At 74.7% G+C, this 19,983-nt stretch carries 19 protein-coding genes; 12 read left to right on the forward strand and 7 right to left on the reverse strand.

What is annotated here, in order from left to right; genetic code table 11:
* Nucleotides 1–137 precede the first annotated feature (137 nt).
* Nucleotides 138–686, forward strand: coding sequence for a SigE family RNA polymerase sigma factor (locus FHD63_RS01230; RefSeq protein ID WP_139719450.1), 549 nt, complete (start codon nt 138–140; stop codon nt 684–686).
* On the forward strand, nt 683–1,468 hold the full coding sequence (locus FHD63_RS01235) for a hypothetical protein (protein WP_139719452.1): 786 nt from the start codon (nt 683–685) through the stop codon (nt 1,466–1,468). Before FHD63_RS01230 ends, FHD63_RS01235 begins: the two co-directional genes overlap by 4 nt.
* Nucleotides 1,469–1,509: 41 nt before the next feature.
* On the opposite strand, the gene paaK is transcribed toward FHD63_RS01235, so the two are convergent.
* Genes paaK through FHD63_RS01255 form a run of 4 tightly spaced genes read right to left on the reverse strand, consistent with a single transcriptional unit; the run spans nt 1,510 to nt 5,115 of the window.
* Nucleotides 1,510–2,832 (reverse strand): phenylacetate--CoA ligase PaaK, encoded by a 1,323-nt coding sequence (paaK, locus tag FHD63_RS01240; protein ID WP_174964879.1) that lies wholly within the window; start codon nt 2,830–2,832, stop codon nt 1,510–1,512.
* A gap of 45 nt (nt 2,833–2,877) precedes the next feature.
* Nucleotides 2,878–3,402: a hypothetical protein gene (locus FHD63_RS01245; RefSeq protein ID WP_139719454.1), complete on the reverse strand. Its 525-nt coding sequence runs from the start codon at nt 3,400–3,402 to the stop codon at nt 2,878–2,880.
* Between the two features lie 16 nt (nt 3,403–3,418).
* On the reverse strand, nt 3,419–3,859 hold the full coding sequence (paaI, locus tag FHD63_RS01250) for a hydroxyphenylacetyl-CoA thioesterase PaaI (protein ID WP_238705720.1): 441 nt from the start codon (nt 3,857–3,859) through the stop codon (nt 3,419–3,421).
* Complete coding sequence (locus tag FHD63_RS01255; RefSeq protein ID WP_238705721.1) at nt 3,856–5,115, reverse strand: 3-hydroxyacyl-CoA dehydrogenase NAD-binding domain-containing protein; 1,260 nt, start codon at nt 5,113–5,115, stop codon at nt 3,856–3,858. Before FHD63_RS01255 ends, paaI begins: the two co-directional genes overlap by 4 nt.
* Nucleotides 5,116–5,197: 82 nt before the next feature.
* On the opposite strand from FHD63_RS01255, the gene FHD63_RS01260 reads away from it, so the two are divergent.
* The 5 genes from FHD63_RS01260 (at nt 5,198) to FHD63_RS01280 (ending at nt 11,004) form a co-directional block, all read left to right on the forward strand.
* Nucleotides 5,198–5,995, forward strand: coding sequence for a MerR family transcriptional regulator (locus FHD63_RS01260; RefSeq protein ID WP_139719457.1), 798 nt, complete (start codon nt 5,198–5,200; stop codon nt 5,993–5,995).
* A 218-nt stretch (nt 5,996–6,213) separates the two neighbouring features.
* A complete protein-coding gene (locus FHD63_RS01265) occupies nt 6,214–7,158 on the forward strand; it encodes a hypothetical protein (RefSeq protein WP_139719459.1) in 945 nt (314 codons plus the stop codon).
* Between the two features lie 181 nt (nt 7,159–7,339).
* Nucleotides 7,340–9,049, forward strand: a complete 1,710-nt coding sequence (gene paaN, locus FHD63_RS01270; protein WP_139719461.1) for a phenylacetic acid degradation protein PaaN — start codon at nt 7,340–7,342, stop codon at nt 9,047–9,049.
* Nucleotides 9,050–9,060: 11 nt separating this feature from the next.
* Nucleotides 9,061–9,879: an NUDIX hydrolase gene (locus FHD63_RS16415; RefSeq protein WP_238705722.1), complete on the forward strand. Its 819-nt coding sequence runs from the start codon at nt 9,061–9,063 to the stop codon at nt 9,877–9,879.
* Between the two features lie 96 nt (nt 9,880–9,975).
* Nucleotides 9,976–11,004 carry an alpha/beta fold hydrolase gene (locus tag FHD63_RS01280; RefSeq protein WP_139719463.1) on the forward strand — a complete coding sequence of 343 codons (1,029 nt, stop codon included), beginning with the start codon at nt 9,976–9,978 and terminating at the stop codon, nt 11,002–11,004.
* Nucleotides 11,005–11,105: 101 nt separating this feature from the next.
* Here FHD63_RS01280 and deoD read toward each other — a convergent pair whose 3' ends face one another.
* Nucleotides 11,106–11,825: a purine-nucleoside phosphorylase gene (deoD, locus tag FHD63_RS01285; RefSeq protein WP_139719465.1), complete on the reverse strand. Its 720-nt coding sequence runs from the start codon at nt 11,823–11,825 to the stop codon at nt 11,106–11,108.
* A 110-nt stretch (nt 11,826–11,935) separates the two neighbouring features.
* Between deoD and FHD63_RS01290 the strand changes: the two genes are divergently transcribed.
* A complete protein-coding gene (locus tag FHD63_RS01290) occupies nt 11,936–13,099 on the forward strand; it encodes a phosphotransferase (protein WP_139719467.1) in 1,164 nt (387 codons plus the stop codon).
* Between the two features lie 23 nt (nt 13,100–13,122).
* Nucleotides 13,123–14,301, forward strand: a complete 1,179-nt coding sequence (locus tag FHD63_RS01295) for a PQQ-dependent sugar dehydrogenase (RefSeq protein ID WP_139719469.1) — start codon at nt 13,123–13,125, stop codon at nt 14,299–14,301.
* A 111-nt stretch (nt 14,302–14,412) separates the two neighbouring features.
* On the opposite strand, the gene FHD63_RS01300 is transcribed toward FHD63_RS01295, so the two are convergent.
* A complete protein-coding gene (locus FHD63_RS01300) occupies nt 14,413–15,651 on the reverse strand; it encodes a glycosyltransferase (protein ID WP_139719471.1) in 1,239 nt (412 codons plus the stop codon).
* A 72-nt stretch (nt 15,652–15,723) separates the two neighbouring features.
* Between FHD63_RS01300 and FHD63_RS01305 the strand changes: the two genes are divergently transcribed.
* Genes FHD63_RS01305 through FHD63_RS01315 form a run of 3 tightly spaced genes read left to right on the forward strand, consistent with a single transcriptional unit; the run spans nt 15,724 to nt 17,451 of the window.
* Nucleotides 15,724–16,128 (forward strand): OsmC family protein, encoded by a 405-nt coding sequence (locus FHD63_RS01305; protein ID WP_139719473.1) that lies wholly within the window; start codon nt 15,724–15,726, stop codon nt 16,126–16,128.
* Nucleotides 16,129–16,138: 10 nt separating this feature from the next.
* Nucleotides 16,139–16,441 (forward strand): putative quinol monooxygenase, encoded by a 303-nt coding sequence (locus FHD63_RS01310; RefSeq protein ID WP_139719475.1) that lies wholly within the window; start codon nt 16,139–16,141, stop codon nt 16,439–16,441.
* A gap of 56 nt (nt 16,442–16,497) precedes the next feature.
* Nucleotides 16,498–17,451: a class II glutamine amidotransferase gene (locus FHD63_RS01315; RefSeq protein ID WP_139719476.1), complete on the forward strand. Its 954-nt coding sequence runs from the start codon at nt 16,498–16,500 to the stop codon at nt 17,449–17,451.
* On the opposite strand, the gene FHD63_RS01320 is transcribed toward FHD63_RS01315, so the two are convergent.
* Nucleotides 17,432–19,978, reverse strand: a complete 2,547-nt coding sequence (locus tag FHD63_RS01320) for an excinuclease ABC subunit UvrA (protein ID WP_139719477.1) — start codon at nt 19,976–19,978, stop codon at nt 17,432–17,434. The two genes, FHD63_RS01315 and FHD63_RS01320, sit on opposite strands and share 20 nt — an antisense overlap.
* Between the last annotated feature and the right edge of the window lie 5 nt (nt 19,979–19,983).

A 19,983-nucleotide genomic window follows, 5' to 3' on the forward strand; every position in this document is an offset into this window, starting at 1 on the left:
CCCAACGCGCGGGAGGCCCACCCAGGTTGGGCGGGGCCGACGGCGGGTCGACCTCGTCGCCGGCGTCCGCCCAACCTCCGGGGGTGCCCGGGGCGTTCCAGGAGAGGATGAGGCACCGCGGCACAGGAGGAGGCGGTATGCCGGGACGCGCCGGCGACGACTACGTCGCCTTCGTCACCGCCCGCCAGGGCGCGCTGCTGCGCGCGGCGTACCTCGTCTGCGGCGACGAGCACCTCGCCCACGACCTGCTGCAGGACGCCCTGGTCAAGCTGGCCAGCCGGTGGGAGCGCCTGCGGGACGAGGCGCCCGAGGCCTACGTGCGCCAGATCCTCTACCGCGACGCCGTCTCGCGGTGGCGGCGGACCCGGCGCGAGCGCCTCGTCGACCACCAGGACCCGGGGGGCGACCTGGCCCGGTTCCGCACGCGGGAGCCGGTCGAGGGCTGGGTCGAGGGGGCAGCCGTGCGGCAGGCGCTGATGCTGCTGCCGCCGCGGCAGCGTGCCGTCGTCGTGCTGCGCTACTACGAGGACCTGTCCGAGGCCGACATCGCCACGACGCTGGGGATCTCGCGGGGCACCGTCAAGAGCCAGGCCAGCGACGCGATGAGGACGCTGCGCTCGCTGCTGCCCGACCTGGACGGCTGGGTGCCACGGGTCGTGCGCGACGAGGAGAGGGGGAGCGCGTGAGGAGCCAGGACCTGCCGCGCCTGCTGCACCTGGCGGGCGACGAGGTGCTCGAGCCGGACCTCGCCCGGTCCACCTGGGAGCGGGGGCGGCGGTCCCGCCGTCGTCGGCTGGCGCTCCGGGGGACCGGCGCCCTGGGCGTCGTGGCCCTGGCGGTGTCGGCGCTCAGCCTCTCCTGGTCGGAGCCGGCGCCACTGACGGCCGGACCTGCTGCTGGCGAGGACGTCGGGCCGACGGACGCGGAGGCCATCGAGCTGCCCCTGACCGCGGCCGCGACCCTCCCGGGCGAGCAGGCCAGGTCGGTCTGGCGGGAGCTGTACTCCGCCTGCCTCACGGACCTCGGCTACGAGGTGAGCGTGGTGCCCGGGGACGGTGACGGGGGCGGCGGGCTCGCGGCCACCCGGCAGGGCGTCCAGGCCGGGGAGCGCGACCGCGACCTCCAGCGCTGCCGGGCCCAGCTGGTGCTGGACTCCCCGGTCACCGCCGCCCCCGCCGAGGAGGTCCGGGAGACACCGCCCCAGGAGGGTCGCGCCCAGCCTGCCGACCCCCTCGGGCCGGGTCTGGACCGGTCCAGCCGGCTGCAGCTGACCGCCCGCTACCAGGAGTACCTCGTCGCCGACTCCTGCCTGCGCGACGCCGGGCTGCCGACCTCCGACCCGCCGCCGGCGGAGGACTTCATCCAGGCCCTGGTCCGCGACCAGCTGCCGCCCTGGCACCCCCACCTCGAGGCCGCCGAGCAGGGACGCTACAAGCAGGCGCGCACCGCCTGCCCGCTCTCGCGCTAGCCGTCCCCCCACCCCCGGGCGTCCACGGGCGGGGTCCTCGCTCAGCCCTCGCGCTGGTCCACGATGCGCCGCGCCTTGCCGACGGACCGCTCGACCCCGCCCTCGGCCAGCACGACGACCTGGGCCGTGGTGCCGATCCGGTCCTTGACCTGCCGGGCGAGCTCGCCCGCGAGCCGGTCCCGCGCGTCCGCACCCAGGCCCGGCTCGCCCTCGACGTTGATGGTCAGCTGGTCCATGCGCCCCGGCCGGGACAGGACGCACTGGAAGTGCGGCGTCAGCCCGGGCAGGGCGAGCACCAGCTCCTCGATCTGCGTGGGGAAGACGTTGACCCCCCGGACGATCATGAGGTCGTCGCTGCGGCCGGTGATCTTGGCGAGCCGCCGCATACCGGGCCGGGCGGTGCCGGGGAGCAGCCGGGTGAGGTCGCGCGTGCGGTAGCGCAGCACCGGCATGGCCTCGCGGGTCATCGCCGTGAGGACGAGCTCGCCCTCCTCGCCGTCCGGCACCGGCTCGTCGGTCAGCGGGTCGACGACCTCGGGGTAGAAGTGGTCCTCCCACAGCGTCAGCCCGTCCTTGGTCTCCACGCACTCCTGCGCGACGCCGGGCCCCATCATCTCGGACAGGCCGAAGATGTCGGTCGCGTGCATGCCGCAGCGCTGCTCGATCTCGGCGCGCATGGCCTCCGTCCACGGCTCGGCGCCGAAGACCCCGATCTGCAGCGAGGTGTCCGCCGGGTCGGTGCCGCGCTCGGTCATCGCGTCGACGAGGGCGAGGAAGTAGGACGGCGTCACCATGATGACGCGGGGCCCGAAGTCCTCGATGAGCTGCAGCTGCTTCTCGGTCTGCCCGCCGCTCATCGGGACGACGGTGCAGCCCAGCCGCTCGGCGCCGTAATGGGCGCCCAGTCCGCCGGTGAACAGGCCGTAGCCGTAGGCGACGTGGACCAGGTCGCCCGGGCGGGTGCCGGCCGCGCGCAGCGACCGGGCGACGAGGCCGGCCCAGGTGTCGATGTCGCCCCGCGTGTAGCCGACCACCGTCGGGCGGCCGGTCGTGCCGGAGCTGGCGTGGACGCGGACGCACTGCTCGCGGGGCACCGCGAACATCCCGAAGGGGTAGTTCTCCCGCAGGTCGGCCTTGGTGGTGAAGGGCAGCAGGCGGATGTCGTCGAGGGTGCGGATGTCGTCGGGGTGGACGCCACGCTCGTCGAGCCGGCGCCGGTAGTGCCCGACGCCCTCGTAGGCGCGCCGCACGCCGTCCTGGAGCCGCTGCAGCTGGGTGCTGCGGAGCTGGTCGACCGACCAGGTCTCCGCCTCGTCGTGGAGGTCGGGTCGGGGCTCGATCTCGGGCAGCTGCTGCGACGCCATGACGGCAGGGTATGCCGTCGCCGCCGGGGCGACGAGGGACCGGGGTCAGCGCCCTCCCGCGCGGTCGGTCGCGCGGAGGTCCCGGACGAGCCGCGGCGTGCGCCACGACGTCACCTCGCGGGCCCAGGTCGTCGGTGGGTAGGAGAGGCGGACGAGGAAGTAGTTGGCGTACTCGAGGGCCGCGAAGGCCCAGACGCCCAGCGTCAGCAGCCACGGCCCGGGGTCGGGACCGCCGTGGACGAGGATCATCACCAGGCCCAGCGCCAGGAGCACCGGGTCGAGCACGCGGACGACGCGGTAGGTCCGTGCCACCGGGCGCCGCATGGTGCCCCTGCCGACCCACGACCGGGCGAGGAGCCAGTAGGCGCCCGCCTGGACCAGCACCACCGTCAGCGGCCCCAGCGCCCACCACAGGGTGGCTGCCTGGTCGTCGGTCCAGCGCGGGCCGACCACCGAGACGGCCAGGAGGACGAACACCGTCGCGGCGCTCAGCTCGCCGAGGCCCAGGGAGAGGAGGCGACGCCGGAGCGCCTCCCGCTGCGGCCGCCCGAGCGGCGCCGTCGCCGTCATCGCCGGTGCACCGCGGTCACGAGGCCGGGCGCACCGCCCGGGAGTGGCCGCGGAACTCGGCCACGACGGCACCGTCGGTGGCACGGCACACCGTGACGTCCGTGATGCCGCTGCGGCCGTAGGTCACGCGCTCGCGGGCGGTGGCGACCAGGACGTCGTCGAGGTGGGAGGGGAGGAGATACGTGATGTCGCAGCTGGCGGCGACCGTCGTGCGACCGGTCGCGTTGCAGGCCAGGGCGAAGGTCGAGTCGGCGAGGGCGAAGACGTAGCCGCCGTGGGCGATGGCGTGGCCGTTGACCATGGTGTCGGTGATGCGCATCCGGGTGCGCGCGCGACCGAGCCGTCGGCCCGACCCGGTGGTCTCGACCTCCACGTCCAGCAGCTCGATGCCGAGGGCCGCCGAGGCCCGGTCCTGCTCCCACATGCGGCGGACGTGGGTGAGGTCGGTGTCGCTCACAGCGCCTCGCTCGGTCGGTAGCGGCCCCCGGGGTAGAGGCGGTCGAGCTCGGTGAGCTGGCCGCGGACCGTCTCCGCGCCGAGCTGCTCGAGCCAGCCGAAGGGGCCGTGGGGGTAGTTGGTGCCGAGGGTCATGGCGGTGTCGACGTCCTCGGCCGTGGCCTCGCCGCGGTGGACGAGGTCGACCCCCTCGTTGACGAGCATGGCCAGGGTCCGCGCGACCGGGTCGGTCTGCAGCGGTCCCCCGACGAGCTCGGCCGCGCGCCCCGCGTCGGGGTCGGCGTCGACCGCCCGGCCGTCGGCATACTCGAAGACGCCGCGCCCGGTCTTGCGCCCGAGGCGGCCCGCCCGCACGAGGTCGCGCTGCCAGTCCGTCGGGGCGTAGCGCGGGTCCTCACCGGTCTGCCGCCACACCGACTCGCCCACGGCGAGGTTGACGTCCTGCCCGATGAGGTCGGTGAGCTCGAAGGGCCCCATCCGGAACCCGGCCCCCCGCAGCGCCAGGTCGATCGACGCGGGGTCGGCCAGGCCCTCGGCGACCATGCGCTGCGCCTCGCCGTAGAACGGTCGCGCCACCCGGTTGACGATGAAGCCGGGCGTGGAGGTGCACCGCACCGGCACCTTGCCCCAGCGGCGCACCAGCTCGGACGCGGCGTCGAGCACCTCGGTGTCGGACGTGCGGGCGGTAATGACCTCGACCAGCCTCATGAGCGGCGGCGGGTTGAAGAAGTGCAGCCCCAGGACCCGCCCGGGGTGGGTCATCGCGGGGGACGTGCCGCCGTGCATCGCCGCGTCGTGTCCCGTGGTCGCCTCGCCGACGAGGTCGTCGATGGACAGCGACGAGGTGTTGCTCGCGAGCACCGTCCGCGGCCCCTGGGCGCGCTCCAGCTGCCGGAAGATCGCCCGCTTGACGTCGAGGTGCTCCACGACCGCCTCGACCACGAGGTGCACGGCCGGCACGGTCGTCATGTCCGACGTCGTGAGCGGCGTGATGCGGGACAGCGTCGCCTCGGCGTCCTCCTCGGTCACCTTGCCCTTGTCGACCAGCTTCCGGAACGTCTGGCGCAGTCCCTCCAGCGCGGCGTCCGCCGCCCCCGGCTGGGCGTCGACGAGGACCACCGGGTGCCCGGCCTGGGCCGCCACCTGCGCGATGCCTGCGCCCATCGCGCCCGCACCCACCACTGCGACCGGCACCTGCTCGGGCGGGTCGAGGAGCGGGTGCGGGCCGTCCGTCTGGTGCGTGTCGTCGTCGGTCACGCGCCCATGGTGCCAGCCCGGCAGCGCCGCCCGCGCCTGGTGTTGACTCTGACACGGTGTCAGGCTCTGGAGTGGGGTTGTCATGTTGAGTATCGGAGAGTTCGCCCGTCTGGCTGGGGTCTCGGTGCGGATGCTGCGCCACTACGACCGGCTCGGTCTGTTGCGCCCGCAACGGGTCGACCCGTTCACCGGCTACCGCTCGTACGCCGCCGCCCAGCTCGCCCGCGCCAACCAGCTCGTCGGCCTCAAGGAGCTCGGGTTCACCCTCGAGCAGGTCGGGGTGCTGCTGGACGGGGAGCTGAGCGAGGCCGAGGTCGTCGCGCTCATGCGCGCCCGCCGCGACGAGCTCCGCGGGCAGATCTCGGCCGACGGGCAGCGGCTCGCGGCCATCGAGGCGAGGCTCCGGTCGATCGAGAAGGAGAACCCCATGTCCGACTACGTCGAGACGTCCCTGCCCGGGCTGAGCCTGGTGCAGCTGTCCGTGCACATCGAGGAGATGGCGCAGGTCGAGGAGGAGATCAGCGGCATGTTCCAGCAGGTCGATGCGGCGGTCGGGGCGCTGCCGCGCAGCGGACCCGGTGTCGCCACCTACACCCTGGACGGCGACGGCATGATCGCCGCCGCCGCCGAGCAGATCGGCGACGCGCCCACGCCCGACGGCCTCGAGTCCGCGACGGTCCCGCCCGCCCCGAGAGCGCTCACCGTGCGCTACACCGGGCAGGACCTGTCCGGCATCCAGCAGGCCTGGCAGGGTCTGGTCGCCGAGGTCGAGGCCCGCGGGCTCACGCCGACCGGCACCTGCCGCGAGGTGTACGACGTCACGCCCTTCGACGGCGCCGGCGCCGGCTGGTCGGTGGACCTGCAGCAGCCGGTCGCCTGAGCGCATACGAGGTCGTCGCGCCGCCCGGCCGGCGCCCGCACCAGGAGGTCCCGTGGGAGTCGGGCAGGGTGCCAACTCCCACGGGACCTCCTGGCGTCTGTGGACATCTCTCCGGTGGGAGGCGGCAGGCGTGCCAGGCTGAGGCCAGGGCGAGTCGACGGAGCACGGCCGGCTCAGACGGGGACGCGTGCGGTCGCGAGTGCGCGGAGGGGGGCCTGATGGGACGGGAGATATCCGTCGCAGCGAGGCGGCGGGCGTGGCGCCAGGAGGTGGGACGTCACCTGGCCCGACGGCATGACGGCGTCGTCCGTCGCTCGGACCTGCTCGCCGCTGGCCTCACCGACCACGACGTCCGTGCCGAGGTGGACCGCGGAGTCTGGCACGCCGCCGGCCGGCACACGATCTGCATCGGTACCGACCGCCCTCGGGGAGAGGGGCTGCTGTGGCGCGCGATATGGGAGTCCGGCCCGAGGGCGGTCCTCGACGGCCCGAGCGCCTTGCTCGCCGCCGGGCTGAAGCACTGGGAGGAACCGTTCGTGCACGTCTCCCTGCCCCGCAACGCCACCGTCACCGAGGTGCCGGGCGTGCGTCACCACCACCTGAGGAAAATCGGCCCCGCCATCCCTGTCGGCCTGCGGCGCACCAAGCCGGAGGTGGCCGTCCTCCGGGGTGCCGAGTGGGCCCGCTCCGACCGGGCGGCCACCACCCTGGTCGCGATGACCGTGCAGCAACGTCTGGTCGCCCCCTCTGCCGTCCTCCAACGGTGGTCGGAGACGGCCCGCTCGAGGCGACGTGCCGTCCTGGACCTCGTGATCCGTGACGTGTGCGACGGGGCCCACTCCCTCAACGAGCTCGACGTCGTGCGGGCCTGTCGCGCGCGGGGCCTGCCCGAGCCCTCGCGGCAGCAGGTGCGGTCGACCTCCACGGGCACGGTCTACCTGGACCTGTTCTGGGACGACTACGCCGTGCACGCGGAGGTGCAGGGGGCGCACCACCTGTGGGGCCTGACCGGGGTGGACGACGCGGTGCGGGGCAACGCCGTCGCGATCGGGGACCGCGGCGTGGTCAGCCTGCAGATCCCGGTCCTGGGGTGGCGTCTGCATCCCGAGGTCTTCCTGGACCAGATCGCCGCCGCCCTCCGGGAGTCAGGGTGGGCGGCCTGACGCCGGGTGGGCTTGTGGACGGGGGTGCCGCCGCCTACGGTCCCGTGGGACTCGTCAGGGGTCCCGACTCCCACGGGACCTCCTGGGTCAGAACCGTCCCGCCTCTGTCATGGGAGGGCGGCACCGAGCGGGCGGGCCGGTGATTGCGCGACCGCTGAAGGCCGCGGTTACCCTGAGGATCATGGCTGAGACCGCGACGACGTCCTCCGTGCACCCCCTCCTCGACGCCCACCGCGAGACCCTGGAGGCGGCGGCCCGGGCGCTGCGGGAGCGCAGCTACTACAGCCGCTACCCCGAGTCGCCCAGTCCCCGGGTGTATGGCGAGGGCGCGCCGGAGCGCGGTCAGCTCGCCCACCAGGAGGCGCTCAACAAGGAGTTCGACGGCCTCGCCGGGCAGCCCACCACCGGGCGCGGCGTGGGCTCGGAGAAGAGCCCCTACGGCCCGACGCTGGGCGTGCGCTACCCCGAGCTGGACGTCGACGCGGCGATGGAGGCGGCGCGGGCCGCGACGCCCGCCTGGCGCGACGCCGGGGCCCAGGTCCGCGCGGCCGTGCTCACCGAGGTCGTCGAGCGGATCAACGCGCGCTCGCACGAGATGGCGCACGCCGTCATGCACACCTCGGGACAGCCGTTCGTCATGTCCTTCCAGGCCGGCGGCCCGCACGCCCAGGACCGGGCGCTGGAGGCCGTGGTCGTGGCGCTCGAGGAGCAGGAGCGCGTCCCCGCCTCGGTGACCTGGGAGAAGCCCGCCAAGGGCGAGCCCATCCGCATGCAGAAGGACTACCGCGTCGTGCCCCGCGGCGTCGCGCTCGTCATCGGCTGCAACACCTTCCCGACGTGGAACGCCTACCCCGGCATCTTCGCCTCGCTGGCCACCGGCAACCCGGTCGTCGTCAAGCCGCACCCCCAGGCGGTCCTCCCGCTGGCGATCACCGTGCAGATCGCCCGCGAGGTGCTCGCCGAGGCGGGCTTCGACCCGGCGCTGGTCCAGCTGGCGGCCGAGGACGACGGCGGCACCCTGGCCAAGGACCTGGCGCTGCACCCTGCCGTCAAGATCATCGACTACACCGGCGGTCCCGGCTTCGGCCACTGGCTGGAGACCGAGGCCGCCGGCGCCGGCAAGCTCGTCTACACCGAGAAGGCCGGGCTCAACACCGTCGTCGTCGACTCCACCGACGACCTGCGCGGCATGCTCGGCAACCTCGCCTTCTCCTTCTCGCTCTACTCCGGCCAGATGTGCACCGCCCCGCAGAACGTCTACGTCCCGCCCACCGTCCGCACGGACGAGGGCGAGCTGACCGCCGAGGAGTTCGCGGGCCGGCTCGGGGAGGCGATCAGCCGGTTCACCGGGGACGACGCCAAGGCGGTCGAGATCCTCGGAGCGACCGTCAACGACGAGGTCCGCGGCCGGGCCACCGACATCCCCGCCCTGGCCCAGCAGCTCGGCGGCGACGTGGTGCTCGACTCCCGGGCCGTGACCCACCCGACCTACCCCGACGCCGTCGTCCGGACCCCCGCCCTCATCGGGGTCGACGCCGGCAACGAGGCGGCCTACACCACCGAGTGCTTCGGGCCGGTCGCCTTCGTCGTGCGCACCGCAGGCACCGAGGACTCGCTGCACCGGTTCGCGCAGACCGTGAGCGAGCACGGCGGCATGACGGCGGCGGTCTACTCCACCGACGAGGAGGTGCTCGACGACGCGCGCGAGGCCGCCGCGGACGCCGGGGTGGCGCTCTCGGAGAACCTCACCGGTCAGATCTTCGTCAACCAGACGGCCGCGTTCTCCGACTTCCACGGCACCGGCGCCAACCCGGCGGCCAACGCCGCCTACTCCGACGCCGCCTTCGTCGCCAACCGCTTCCGCGTCATCACCAGCCGGCGCCACGTCTGAGGCCTGAGGGTATGCCGTCCGTCGAGCCCTCCGCCCCGGCGTCACCCGACGTCGAGCCGGCCGCCGTGCGCCTGCGCGCCGTGACCGACGGCGTGGTCATGCTCGCCGGGTTGTCCGGGCTGCGTGACCGGGACCCCGAGGAGTCCGTCCGGGTGCTGCTGGCGCTGGTCGAGCAGGCGTTCGCCGCCGGCCGGCACCGGGTGGAGGCGGAGGTCCGCGCCGACGACGCCGACACCCGGCGCACGCTCCAGCGGGCGGGGCTGCGGCCGGAGGGCGTGAGCCGTGGGCGGGGCACCGACGGCCGGGGCGTCCCCGTGGACCTGCTCCGGCTGGCGCGGCTCGTCGACGACCCGGCACCGGGCGAGCCGGGGGCCTTCCTCGGCATGCTCAACGCCACGCTGCCGCGCAAACGGCTCATCGCGCAGGGCCTGGTCCGCGACGACCAGGGCCGGGTGCTGCTGTGCGAGCTGACCTACAAGACCGACTGGGACCTGCCCGGCGGGGTCGTCGACCCGCACGAGTCGCCCCGGCAGACGATCGGGCGCGAGGTCCGGGAGGAGCTGGGGGTGGACCTGCCCGTCGGTGAGCTGCTCACCGTCAACTGGCTGCCGCCCTACCGCCAGTGGGACGACGCGCTCCTGCTCGTGCACGACCTCGGCACCCACCCGGACCTCGCGGAGCGGGCGATGCTGCAGCGCTCGGAGCTCCGGGCGGTCCACTGGGTGCGGCCCGAGGACGTCGACCAGCACGTCGCGCCCTACGTCGCGCGGCACCTGCGCTCCGTGCTCGACGGCGGCGCCGGCGAGCTCGAGGACGGCCTGCCCGTCTGAGGGTGGCGGCCGCCGCCCAGGGGGCGGTGCCGCCCGTCGGCACATCGTCGCTCCGAGGGGGGTGCGGCGGCGGTCGGGGGCTGGCAGGATGCGCGCATGACCACCGCCGCGCGTCCCGTGCAGACCGCCCGCACCACCACCGCCGTCCGTGAGGCGGGCGACCCCGCCGCGCCGACGCTGCTGCTCATCCACGGCAACGTCTCCTCCTCTGCCTTCTTCGACCGGCTCATCGAGGACCTCGCCGCCGACCTCCACGTCCTCGCCCCCGACTTCCGCGGCTACGGCGACTCCGCCCGGGCGACCATCGACGCCACCCGGGGGATGGCCGACCTCTCCGACGACGTGGCGGCGCTGCTCGACACCCTGGGCGTCGAGGGCGCCGTGGACGTGCTCGGCTGGTCGGCCGGCGGCAACGTCGCGCTGCAGCTGGCGATGGACCACCCGCACCGGGTGCGCCGCCTGGTGCTCGAGGCGCCCGGCAGCCCGTTCGGCTTCGGCGGCAGCACCGGGCTCGACGGCCGCCCGGTGGCCCACGACTTCGCCGGCAGCGGCGGCGGCACGGCCAACCCGGCGTTCTGCGAGGCGCTCAGGGCGGGGGACCGCGGCGAGGAGCCGACGAGCCCGCGGACGACGCTGCGCACGTTCTACGTCAGGCCCGGGTTCACCTTCGCGCCCGAGGTGGAGGAGGCATACCTGGACGCGATGCTGCAGACCTGCGTCGGGGACGACGTCTACCCGGGCGACACCACGACCAGCGAGAACTGGCCCGGCGTCGCACCCGGGACGACGGGGATGAACAACGCGTTGTCCCCGAAGTACCTCGACCAGTCCGGCTTCGCCGACCTCGACCCCGCCCCGCCGGTGCTCTGGATCCGCGGCGACGCCGACCAGATCGTCTCCGAAACCTCGATGTTCGACCTCGCCCAGCTGGGCAGGCTCGGCGCGGTGCCCGGCTACCCGGGGGAGGACGTCTGCCCGACGCAGCCCATGGTGAGCCAGGTGCGCGCGGTGCTCGAGCGCGCGGGCGAGGTCACCGAGGTCGTCTACGAGGACTGCGGGCACAGCCCGCACCTGGAGCACCCGGAGCGCTTCGCGCGGGACGTCCGAGCGTTCCTGCAGGGCTGACCTACAGTTCTGGACATAGGTTTCTGGGACCCGTCGCCCAGAAACCTATGTCCAGAACGGACGGGCGAGGGGCCCGGGGGGCCCGGGGGGTATGCCGTCCGCTAGGCGGGCAGCGGCGTCGCCAGCGCGGCGTCCAGGGCGATGGTGACCATGTCGGCGAAGGTCTGCTCGCGCTCCTGGGCGCTCGTCTCCTCGCCGGTGACGATGTGGTCGGAGACGGTGCAGACGGCCAGCGCCTGCCGGCCGTGCTGCGCGGCGAGGGTGTAGATCTCGGCGGCCTCCATCTCGACCGCGACGACGCCGTACTCCACGACCTTCTGGGTCAGCTCGGGCCGGGAGTGGTAGAAGCTGTCCGAGGAGAAGACCGTGCCCACCAGGTGCGGGGCCTGGGCCGCCTCGGCGGCCTCCACCGCAGCGCGCAGCAGCCCGAAGTCCGCCGTGGCCGGGTAGTGGTAGCCGCCGAAGCGCAGGCTGTTCATCGAGCTGTCCGTCGCCGCCGCCTGCGCCAGGACCACGTCACGGACCGCGAGCCGCTCGGTGAGCGCCCCGCAGGAGCCGACGCGGACCAGCTGCTGCACGTCGTACTCGCTGATGAGCTCGTTGACGTAGATCGAGGCGGACGGCTGCCCCATACCGGTGCCCTGCACCGAGACGCGCTCGCCGCGGTAGGTGCCGGTGAAGCCGAGCATGCCGCGCACCTCGGAGTAGCAGACGGCCTCGTCGAGGAAGTTCTCGGCGATCCAGCGGGCGCGCAGCGGGTCGCCGGGCAGGAGGACACGGGGGGCGATCTGGCCGGGCTCGGCCGCGATGTGGGTGCTCACGCCCCTCAGGGTATGCCGTCCCCGCGGCCTCGCCACCTCCTCCGGGGACCGTCTTCTCATTGTCCTCTCCTCTGTCCGTGGTGGGGTCGTCGCCGAGGAGAGGAGCGGGTATGCCGCAGGGACCGTCGGGCGACCGGCCCCCCGGGGGCCAGACCCGACCCCAGGGCGTGCTGGCTCACACGCGGGGTGCCGTCGCGCGAGGGCGCAGGGGATGGCAGGCGTCCCGGACCCGACGGGCCGCGTGGCGGGCCGACCCGCACGTCGTGGCCCTCGACCTGGTGCGGCAGGTGGAGCGGGTCGCCTCCGACCTGCCACGGCGACTCCTGCCACGGACCTTCGTCGCGCAGGGCCGTGCCCTGCTGCCGGCCCCGGCCCCCGAGCTGGTGCGCAGCCTGCTGCCGGCCTCCCCGGCTCCGCCGAACGGCGTCGAGCGCGTGGCGTCGCCGGTCTCGGCGGACGCCGTGGTGCTCGCGAAGTTCGCCCTGCTCGGCGGGGTGAAGCTGAGGGCGGCGTACGCCTCGCCCCGCCTGACCCTGGCGGTCGACGGGACGGGGGACCTCGCGCGGCTGGGCCGGATCCGCGCCTCCCACCGGGTGGTGGGGGCCAGCGACCCCGACCTCATCCCCCCGCTCGTCGCCCACGGGGTGCTGCCGGACGGCGCCTGCTGGCTGGTCGAGGGGTGGGTCGACGGCGCCCCGCTGGCCACCGGTGTCTCCCTGGCGACCGCGGCGGCCGAGCTGCTGGAACGGCTGCGTCAGGTGCACGTCGGCCACGGCGTCGAGCAGCTGCGGCTGGTCGACTGGTGGGACGTCCCGCGGCGGGCGCGGTGGCAGGAGACGGTGCGGACCGGCATCGTGCCGCCCCTTGTCGACGAGGCTGTCGGTGGGCTCCTGGACGCAGGCGGCACGGTGACCACGTCGTGGTGCCACGGCGACCTGGTGGCCTCCAACGTGCTGCGTGCCCCCGAGGGTCTCGTGCTCGTGGACTGGGAACGCGCCGGTGTCGCACCGGTCATGCTCGACGCCGCACGACTGCACCTGTTCTCCGCGGACCCGGGGCAGACCCTCGTCGATGTCCGCGCCCGCTGGGCCTGGCCCCTGTCGCCCGGTGAGCTCGGGCACGCGCAGCAGCTGGCGCTCGCGCACGCCTTCCAGCTCAGTGCCTACGCGCTGCGCCGGGCCGGGCTCGAGGGGCACCCGCGCAGCGCGGTCTACGAACGGCAGGCGCGACGCTCGGTGGACCGTCTGGTGCAGGTGCTCGACCTGCCGGGCTGAACGCCCACCGGTACGGTCGAGGGATGGGTGACCATCAGCGCCGTGCGCGTGGCCTGCTCCTCCTCGCCTCCGCGTCGCTCCTTCTCGCGGGCTGCGCGGCCGGCTCGGGCGAGGGTGCCGAGGCGGGTGACGACGCGTCGGTCGGCAGCGAGGACGTCGCCGACGACCCCGTCCCTGCCCTGGACGTCGAGGTCGTCGCCGAGGGCCTCACGCTGCCGTGGGACGTGCAGCTGCTGCCCGACGGCACCGCCCTGGTGACCGAGCGCGGGGGCCGCCTGCTGGCGCTGGACGGCGGGGAGGTGCGGGAGGTGGCGATCGACATCCCCGACCTCTTCGTCGGCTCCGAGTCCGGGCTCATGGGGGTGGCGCTCTCGCCGGAGGGGGACACGGCATACCTCTGCCACGCGACGCGGTCCGGCGGGCAGCCGCAGGACGTCCGGGTGACGAGGTGGACCCTGGACGACGGCGCGAAGAGCGCCAGCGCCGACGGCGTGGTGGTGGACGGCATGCCCATCACCTCCGGGCGGCACGGCGGCTGCCGGCTGCTGCTGGAGGACGACGTCCTCTACGTCGGCACCGGAGACGCGGCCGACGCGACCAACCCGCAGTCGCTGGACTCCCTCGGTGGCAAGGTGCTGGCGGTGACGCCCGAGGGCGAGCCGCTGGCGGACGCGCCGTTCGTCGACGGCGACCCGCGGATCCTCACCTACGGCCACCGCAACGTGCAGGGGCTCGCGGCGCAGCCGGGGACGGGGACGATCTGGTCGGTGGAGCACGGATCGTCGGTCGACGACGAGGTCAACGTGCTCGAGCCGGGCGCCAACTACGGCTGGGCGCCGGGCCCGGGCTACGACGAGTCGGTGCCGATGACCGACACCGAGCGCTTCCCCGACGCGGTCGAGGCGGCATGGAGCAGCGGGGACCGGACGCACGCGACGAGCGGCGCCGCCTTCCTCGAGGGGGAGCAGTGGGGTTCCTGGGACGGGGCGCTCGCCGTGGCCGAGCTCAAGGACTCCGGTGTCGGCGTGCTGCGGGTCGACGGCGAGCAGGTGGTCGGCGAGGACCGGATGGCCGAGCTCGAGGGTGACTACGGCCGCCTGCGCTCGCTCACCCTGGACGAGGACGGGGCGTTGTGGGTGACCACCTCGAACGGCGAGGGTGACGTCGTCCTCCGCGTCACCCCCGCACCGGACGCGCGCTAGGACCGCACCGGACGCGCGGTCAGACCGCACCGGACGCGCGGTCAGACCGCACCGGACGCGCGGTCAGACCACACCGGACGCGCTTCCTGACCCGCGCAGGGCGTGGCGCGGTCAGACGTCGAAGGCTGCCTCGATCCGGTCGGCCGCACGCTCGACGCCCCGCTCGGCCCGCACCCGGGCGCCGACGAGCGCCGCCTGACGGCGCAGCGGGGACCCGGTGGCGGTGGTGAAGGCCGCGCTCATCGCCTCGACCGAGGTCTGCCCGACCGGCACCGGCGCGGTGCCGACATTCACCTCGTGCACCCGCCGGGCGAAGAACGGCTGGTCCAGGGCGAACGGCACGACGACCTGCGGCACCCCCGAGCGCAGCGCCTCGGCGGTCGTGCCCGCGCCCCCGTGGTGGACGATCGCGGCCGTGCGGGGGAAGAGGAGGTCGTGCGGGGCGTCGTCGAGGAAGTGGACGCGCTCGTCGTAGCGCTCCGGCAGGCCGGTGCCGCGCAGCGCGACGACGCGGTGCCCGGCGGCGAGCGCACCCTCGACGGCGTGCCTCAGAGCCTCGCGGGTCTGGGGGAGGCTCTGGCTGCCGAAGCCGGCGTAGACCGGCGCGGGCCCCGCCTCGAGGAAGCGCTCGAGCCCGGGGCCGAGCCGGGCGCCGCCCGGGGAGTCGCGGAAGGGGTAGCCGGTGAGCACGATGCGGCGTCCGCTGACCCGGCGCGGCGCGATCACCTGCGGCGTGTGCGCGACGAAGGTGGGCACCCCCAGGGTATGCCGCGCCGCCCGCACCCCGGAGCCGTGCGGCACACCGCGCTCGGCGAGGGCCGCGGCGACGGGCGAGCCCATCGCCATGGCCGGGCGCAGCGCGCGCAGCCCGTCGACGAGGTTGCGGGCGGACCAACCGGGTCGGGTGGCGAACATGCTCGCGTCGCCCCAGGTCGAGGGCAGCGCGGGGACGAAGAGCATGAGCGTGTGCGGGCGCGGGTCGCGCGCGGCGAGCTGGCCGGCCCACCCGAAGGTCAGCGCGGTGGACACGACCGCGTCGTAGCGGGGCCACAGGTCGAGCAGCACCCGGGCCAGCTCGGGGGCCATCGCCTCCGCCTGGTGGCGCAGCGCGGCGACCTGCCGGCCGAGGTCGGCGCCGGCCATGATCTGGGCGACCGTCCCCTCGCGGTAGATCCGCATGGCGTCGACCCGGACCTCCTCGAGGTCCAGCCCGGCCGCGTGGATGCTCGCGGCGAAGTCGCTGGAGGCCGTGACCCCGACCTGGTGACCGCGCGAGCGCAGCTCCCGGCCCACCGCGAGCACCGGCTGGTAGTCGCCCCGGCTGCCCCCGGCCAGGATCGCGATCCGCATACCCCCATCCTTGCAGGAGGACCGGCGGCCGACGCCTGCCGGGAGCCGCGCCGCAGGAGTACCGTCGGCCCCATGGACCTGTCGCCCCTGGGGGTGCGTGCCACGGCGGGCACGCTGCGCGCCGCCGAGGGGATCGTGCTGGCCCACGCGTGGACGGACGAGGGCGTCGTCGCCGGCCCCGCGACCAACGGGGCGCAGCTGCTGCACCTGTCGGTGGCGCTCTGCGTGCTCAACGACACCTACCGGGAGGCGCAGACCCTCGGCATCGAGGTGGACGGGGTGGCCGTCACCGCCGACGGCGGTTTCGACGACGACTGGCGCTCCACCGGGGTGAGGTATGCCGTGCACCTCGACGCGCGCGCGTCCGCGGCGGACCGGACCCGCCTCGTCGAGCGGGTGGACGCCGTCGCGGAGATCCCGCGGGCGTTGCGGCAGGGGGCGCCGGTGCTCAGGACGTCCGTCGGTGGTCCCCTGTAGCGTCGGGCGCATGACCTTCGCCAACGTCGGCACCCTGGACGCGGTCCCCGGCAGGCGGGACGAGCTCGTCGCGATCCTCGCCCGCCGCTCGCCCGAGCTCGAGCAGGCCGGGTGCCTGCTCTACGAGGTCGGTGTCAGCGAGGACAGCCCGGACACCGTCTTCGTCGCCGAGCTCTGGACGTCCGCCTCGGCGCACGAGGCCTCGCTGGGTCTGGAGAGCGTGCAGGCGTCGATCCAGGAGGCCCGTCCGCTGCTGTCCGGCCGGATGGGCGGGTTCAGCTTCGACGTCGTCGGGTCGCCGCTGCGGGACTGACCCGGTGCGGGCCCTAGGCTGTCGGCACCCACCCCCACCGTCAGTAGAGGACCCCCATGTGCCGAGTGCTCGCCTTCATCGGGCCGGAGACCCCGCTGGAGAACCTGCTCCTCACCCCCGCCAACAGCCTGGTCAACCAGGCCCTCGACCCGGAGAGCCACCCGGAGCTCCAGCTGGCCGGGTGGGGGTTCGGCGCGTGGGGTGAGCACCTGGCCAAGCCGGAGGAGCCGTTCATCTACCGCCGGCCCATGGCGGCGTTCTACGACGACAACGTCGAGCGCATCGTGCCGAGCCTGCGCGCGAGCACCATGCTGGCGCACGTGCGGGCGGCGGCCTACGACGCCAAGGTCGTGCTCGCCGACGAGAACTGCCACCCGTTCTCGTTCCAGGGGACGCGCTGGATCGTCGCGCAGAACGGCTACCTGCCGGGCTGGAAGATCCTGCAGCGGGAGCTGCTGCAGCACTGCAAGGACGAGTACCTCGAGCAGATGGCGGGCTCGACGGACACCGAGTTCATCTACGTGCTGCTGCTCTCGCTGCTCGACGGCGACGAGGACGAGGACGTCCAGCGCGCGGTGGAGCAGCTCATCCGGCTCGTCGCGGACGCGATGGACACCCTCGGCCTGCCGGGCCTGACCAAGCTCAAGCTGGCGCTGGTGTCGCAGGACCGGGTCATCGGGGTCAACGGCGGGCTCGGGCTCCACGGCGAGACCGACCCGAGCGGCGACTGGCAGGAGCTGCGCCAGGCCGAGCCGGGCACGGACGAGCACAGCCTCTCGATGCTCCTGGAGCCGATGTACTACCTCAGGGGGACGGGCTTCGACCAGGACACCTCGACGTACGCCTTCGAGACGAGCGACGGGGACGAGGAGGCCACCGGCGCGATCTTCGCCTCCGAGGCCCTGACCGAGGACACCGACGGCTGGTCGAGGCTCGACTTCGGCCACATCCTGTTCCTGCGCAACGAGGGCGGGCGGGTCACCACGTCGGTCAGGGAGCTGTCGGTCTAGGCCCCGGCCGGCTCCGCCGCACCTCCTCGACGCGGCCGCCGGCGTCCCCGGCGCCGGGACCCATCTGCACGACCACGTCCGCGGTCGCCACGGCGGCCGGGTCGTGCTCGGCCACGACGACGGTGTGCCCGGCACCGGCCAGGGCGTGCAGCTGCGCCAGCAGGCGGTGCACGTCGGCCGGGTGCAGCCCGGTGGTCGGCTCGTCGAAGAGGTAGAGCGTGGCGCTGCGCCGTCGCTTCTGCAGCTCGGTCGCGAGCTTGATGCGCTGCGCCTCCCCGCCGGAGAGCTCGGTCGCCGACTGGCCCAGCTGCAGGTAGCCCAGCCCCAGCGCGTCCAGGGCGTCCAGCGCTCGGGCCGCCGCGGGGAGACCGCCCAGCGCCTCGCGTGCCTCCCGCACGCTCATCCGCAGCAGGTCGGCGACGGTATGCCCCTGCCACCGCACCTCCAGCGTCTCCGGCCCGAACCGGTCGCCGTGGCAGGTCGGGCACGGCGCGTACGTCCCCGGCAGGAAGAGCAGCTCGACCGCCACCGCGCCCTCCCCGCTGCAGGTGGGGCACTGCCCCACGGTGGTGTTGAAGCTGAAGCGCGACGCGGTGAAGCCGCGCCCCTCCGCCTCCGGGGTCGCGGCGAAGGCCCGGCGCACCGCGTCCCACAGCCCGGTGTAGGTCGCGAGCGTCGACCGCGGTGACCGGCCGATGGGCTTCTGGGTGATCCGCACCACCCGCACCGGAGCCCCCTCGCCCACCGCACGGACCTCGCCCCCGGAGCGCTCGGCCGCGCCGTCGCCGGGCCCCTCGTCCCCGTCGTCGGCGGCGCCCTCGCCCTCGACGTCCTCCACCCGCGCCAGCCGACCGCCGACGACGTCGTGCACCGCCTCGAGCAGGCTGGTCTTGCCCGACCCGGACACCCCGGTCACGACGGTGACCACCCCCAGCGGCAGGTCGAGGTCGACCCCCCGGACGGTATGCCGCACCAACCCCCGCAGCTCCAGCGTCCCGGTCGACGCCCGCTCGCCCCGCCCGGCGTCACCCAGCACCTCGCCCGCGTGCACGGGCTCGTGCAGGTAGGCGGCGGTCGGCGAGCCCTCCACGCGGGCCAGCCCGTCGACCGGACCGGACCAGAGGACCTGCCCGCCGTGGCGCCCGGCCCCCGGGCCGACGTCGACCACCCAGTCGCACCGCTGCACGACGGCCATGTCGTGCTCCACGACCACCACGGTGTTGCCGGCGGCCACCAGCGCGCGCAGCAGCTCCAGGAGCTGGTCCACGTCCCGGGGGTGCAGCCCGGCCGACGGCTCGTCGAGCACGTAGACCACCCCGAAGAGTCCCGACCGCAGGGCGGTCGCCAGCCGCAGCCGTTGCAGCTCGCCGGTCGACACCGCCGCCGCCGGGCGGTCCAGGGACAGGTGCCCGAGCCCGAGGTCGAGCAGCAGCTCGAGGCGCCCCAGCAGATCGGCCACCAGCAGGGACTCGGCCTGCGTGCGTGCGTCCGGGCCGTCCGCGACCGCCTCGGCCACCGCCGTCACCGGGCTCCCGGTCGGCACGACAGGTCCCTCCACCCCCGGGGCGCCCGGGGCACCGTCCCCTCCGCCCAGCGCCCGCTGCCGGGCCCGCAGCGTCTCGACCAGACCGCTCACCGGCAGCGCCGCGGCCTCGTCGACCGCGAGCCCCTGCCAGGTCACGGCCAGCGCGTCCGGCCGCAGCCGCCGGCCACCGCACGTCGGGCACGCCCGGGTCTCGACGAAGCGCAGCATCCGCCGCCGCGAGGTGGCGCTCCTGGTCTCGGAGAGGGTGCGCCGCACGTACCTCGCGGCGGAGGAGAAGGTGCCCTGGTAGGGCCGGTTGATCCGCTCCGCGTCCCGCACCGGCACCACGGTGACGACCGGCTGCTCGTCGGTGAAGAGGATCCACTCCCGCGTCGGCGGGGGCAGCTCGCGCCACGGGGCGTCGACGTCGTGACCGAGCGTGGCGACGATGTCGCGGTAGTTCTTGCCCAGCCACGCCCCCGGCCACGCCGCGACCGCGCCCTGCGCGATCGAGAGCGTGTCGTCCGGCACCATCGAGGCCTCCGTGGGCTCGTGCACCACCCCCAGCCCGCCGCAGCCCGGGCAGGCGCCGACGGCGGTGTTGGGGGAGAAGTGGTCGGAGTCCAGCCGCTGCGCGCCCGGGGGGTAGGCCCCGCACCGCGACAGCAGCATCCGCAGCGTCGCCCCGGTGGTGGTGACCGTCCCGACGCTGGACCGCGCCCCGGCGCCCGACCGGCCCTGCTCCAGCGCCACCGTCGGCGGGAGCCCGTGCACGTCGCGCACCTGCGGGTCGATGGCGGTGTGCAGCAGGCGTCGCGCGTAGGGCGCGACGGAGTCGAGGTAGCGCCGCTGCGACTCGCCGTGGACCGTCCCGAACGCCAGGCTCGACTTGCCCGACCCGCTCACCCCCGTCACGGCGACGAGCGCGTCCCGCGGCAGGTCGACGTCGACGTCGCGCAGGTTGTGCAGCCGGGCGCCGCGGACCTCGATCTGACCGTCCATGCAGG

It is taken from the genome of Serinicoccus chungangensis (genome assembly GCF_006337125.1).
In the GTDB taxonomy this organism is placed as follows: domain Bacteria; phylum Actinomycetota; class Actinomycetes; order Actinomycetales; family Dermatophilaceae; genus Ornithinicoccus; species Ornithinicoccus chungangensis.

Coding starts and splice junctions, on each gene's coding strand:
- FHD63_RS01230 (WP_139719450.1), top strand. CDS start 138: ATGCCGGGACGCGCCGGCGACGACTACGTCGCCTTCGTCACCGCCCGC.
- paaK (WP_174964879.1), bottom strand. CDS start 2,832: ATGGCGTCGCAGCAGCTGCCCGAGATCGAGCCCCGACCCGACCTCCAC.
- FHD63_RS01245 (WP_139719454.1), bottom strand. CDS start 3,402: ATGACGGCGACGGCGCCGCTCGGGCGGCCGCAGCGGGAGGCGCTCCGG.
- FHD63_RS01260 (WP_139719457.1), top strand. CDS start 5,198: ATGTTGAGTATCGGAGAGTTCGCCCGTCTGGCTGGGGTCTCGGTGCGG.
- FHD63_RS01265 (WP_139719459.1), top strand. CDS start 6,214: ATGGGACGGGAGATATCCGTCGCAGCGAGGCGGCGGGCGTGGCGCCAG.
- paaN (WP_139719461.1), top strand. CDS start 7,340: ATGGCTGAGACCGCGACGACGTCCTCCGTGCACCCCCTCCTCGACGCC.
- FHD63_RS16415 (WP_238705722.1), top strand. CDS start 9,061: ATGCCGTCCGTCGAGCCCTCCGCCCCGGCGTCACCCGACGTCGAGCCG.
- FHD63_RS01280 (WP_139719463.1), top strand. CDS start 9,976: ATGACCACCGCCGCGCGTCCCGTGCAGACCGCCCGCACCACCACCGCC.
- FHD63_RS01290 (WP_139719467.1), top strand. CDS start 11,936: ATGCCGCAGGGACCGTCGGGCGACCGGCCCCCCGGGGGCCAGACCCGA.
- FHD63_RS01295 (WP_139719469.1), top strand. CDS start 13,123: ATGGGTGACCATCAGCGCCGTGCGCGTGGCCTGCTCCTCCTCGCCTCC.
- FHD63_RS01300 (WP_139719471.1), bottom strand. CDS start 15,651: ATGCGGATCGCGATCCTGGCCGGGGGCAGCCGGGGCGACTACCAGCCG.
- FHD63_RS01305 (WP_139719473.1), top strand. CDS start 15,724: ATGGACCTGTCGCCCCTGGGGGTGCGTGCCACGGCGGGCACGCTGCGC.
- FHD63_RS01310 (WP_139719475.1), top strand. CDS start 16,139: ATGACCTTCGCCAACGTCGGCACCCTGGACGCGGTCCCCGGCAGGCGG.
- FHD63_RS01315 (WP_139719476.1), top strand. CDS start 16,498: ATGTGCCGAGTGCTCGCCTTCATCGGGCCGGAGACCCCGCTGGAGAAC.
- FHD63_RS01320 (WP_139719477.1), bottom strand. CDS start 19,978: ATGGACGGTCAGATCGAGGTCCGCGGCGCCCGGCTGCACAACCTGCGC.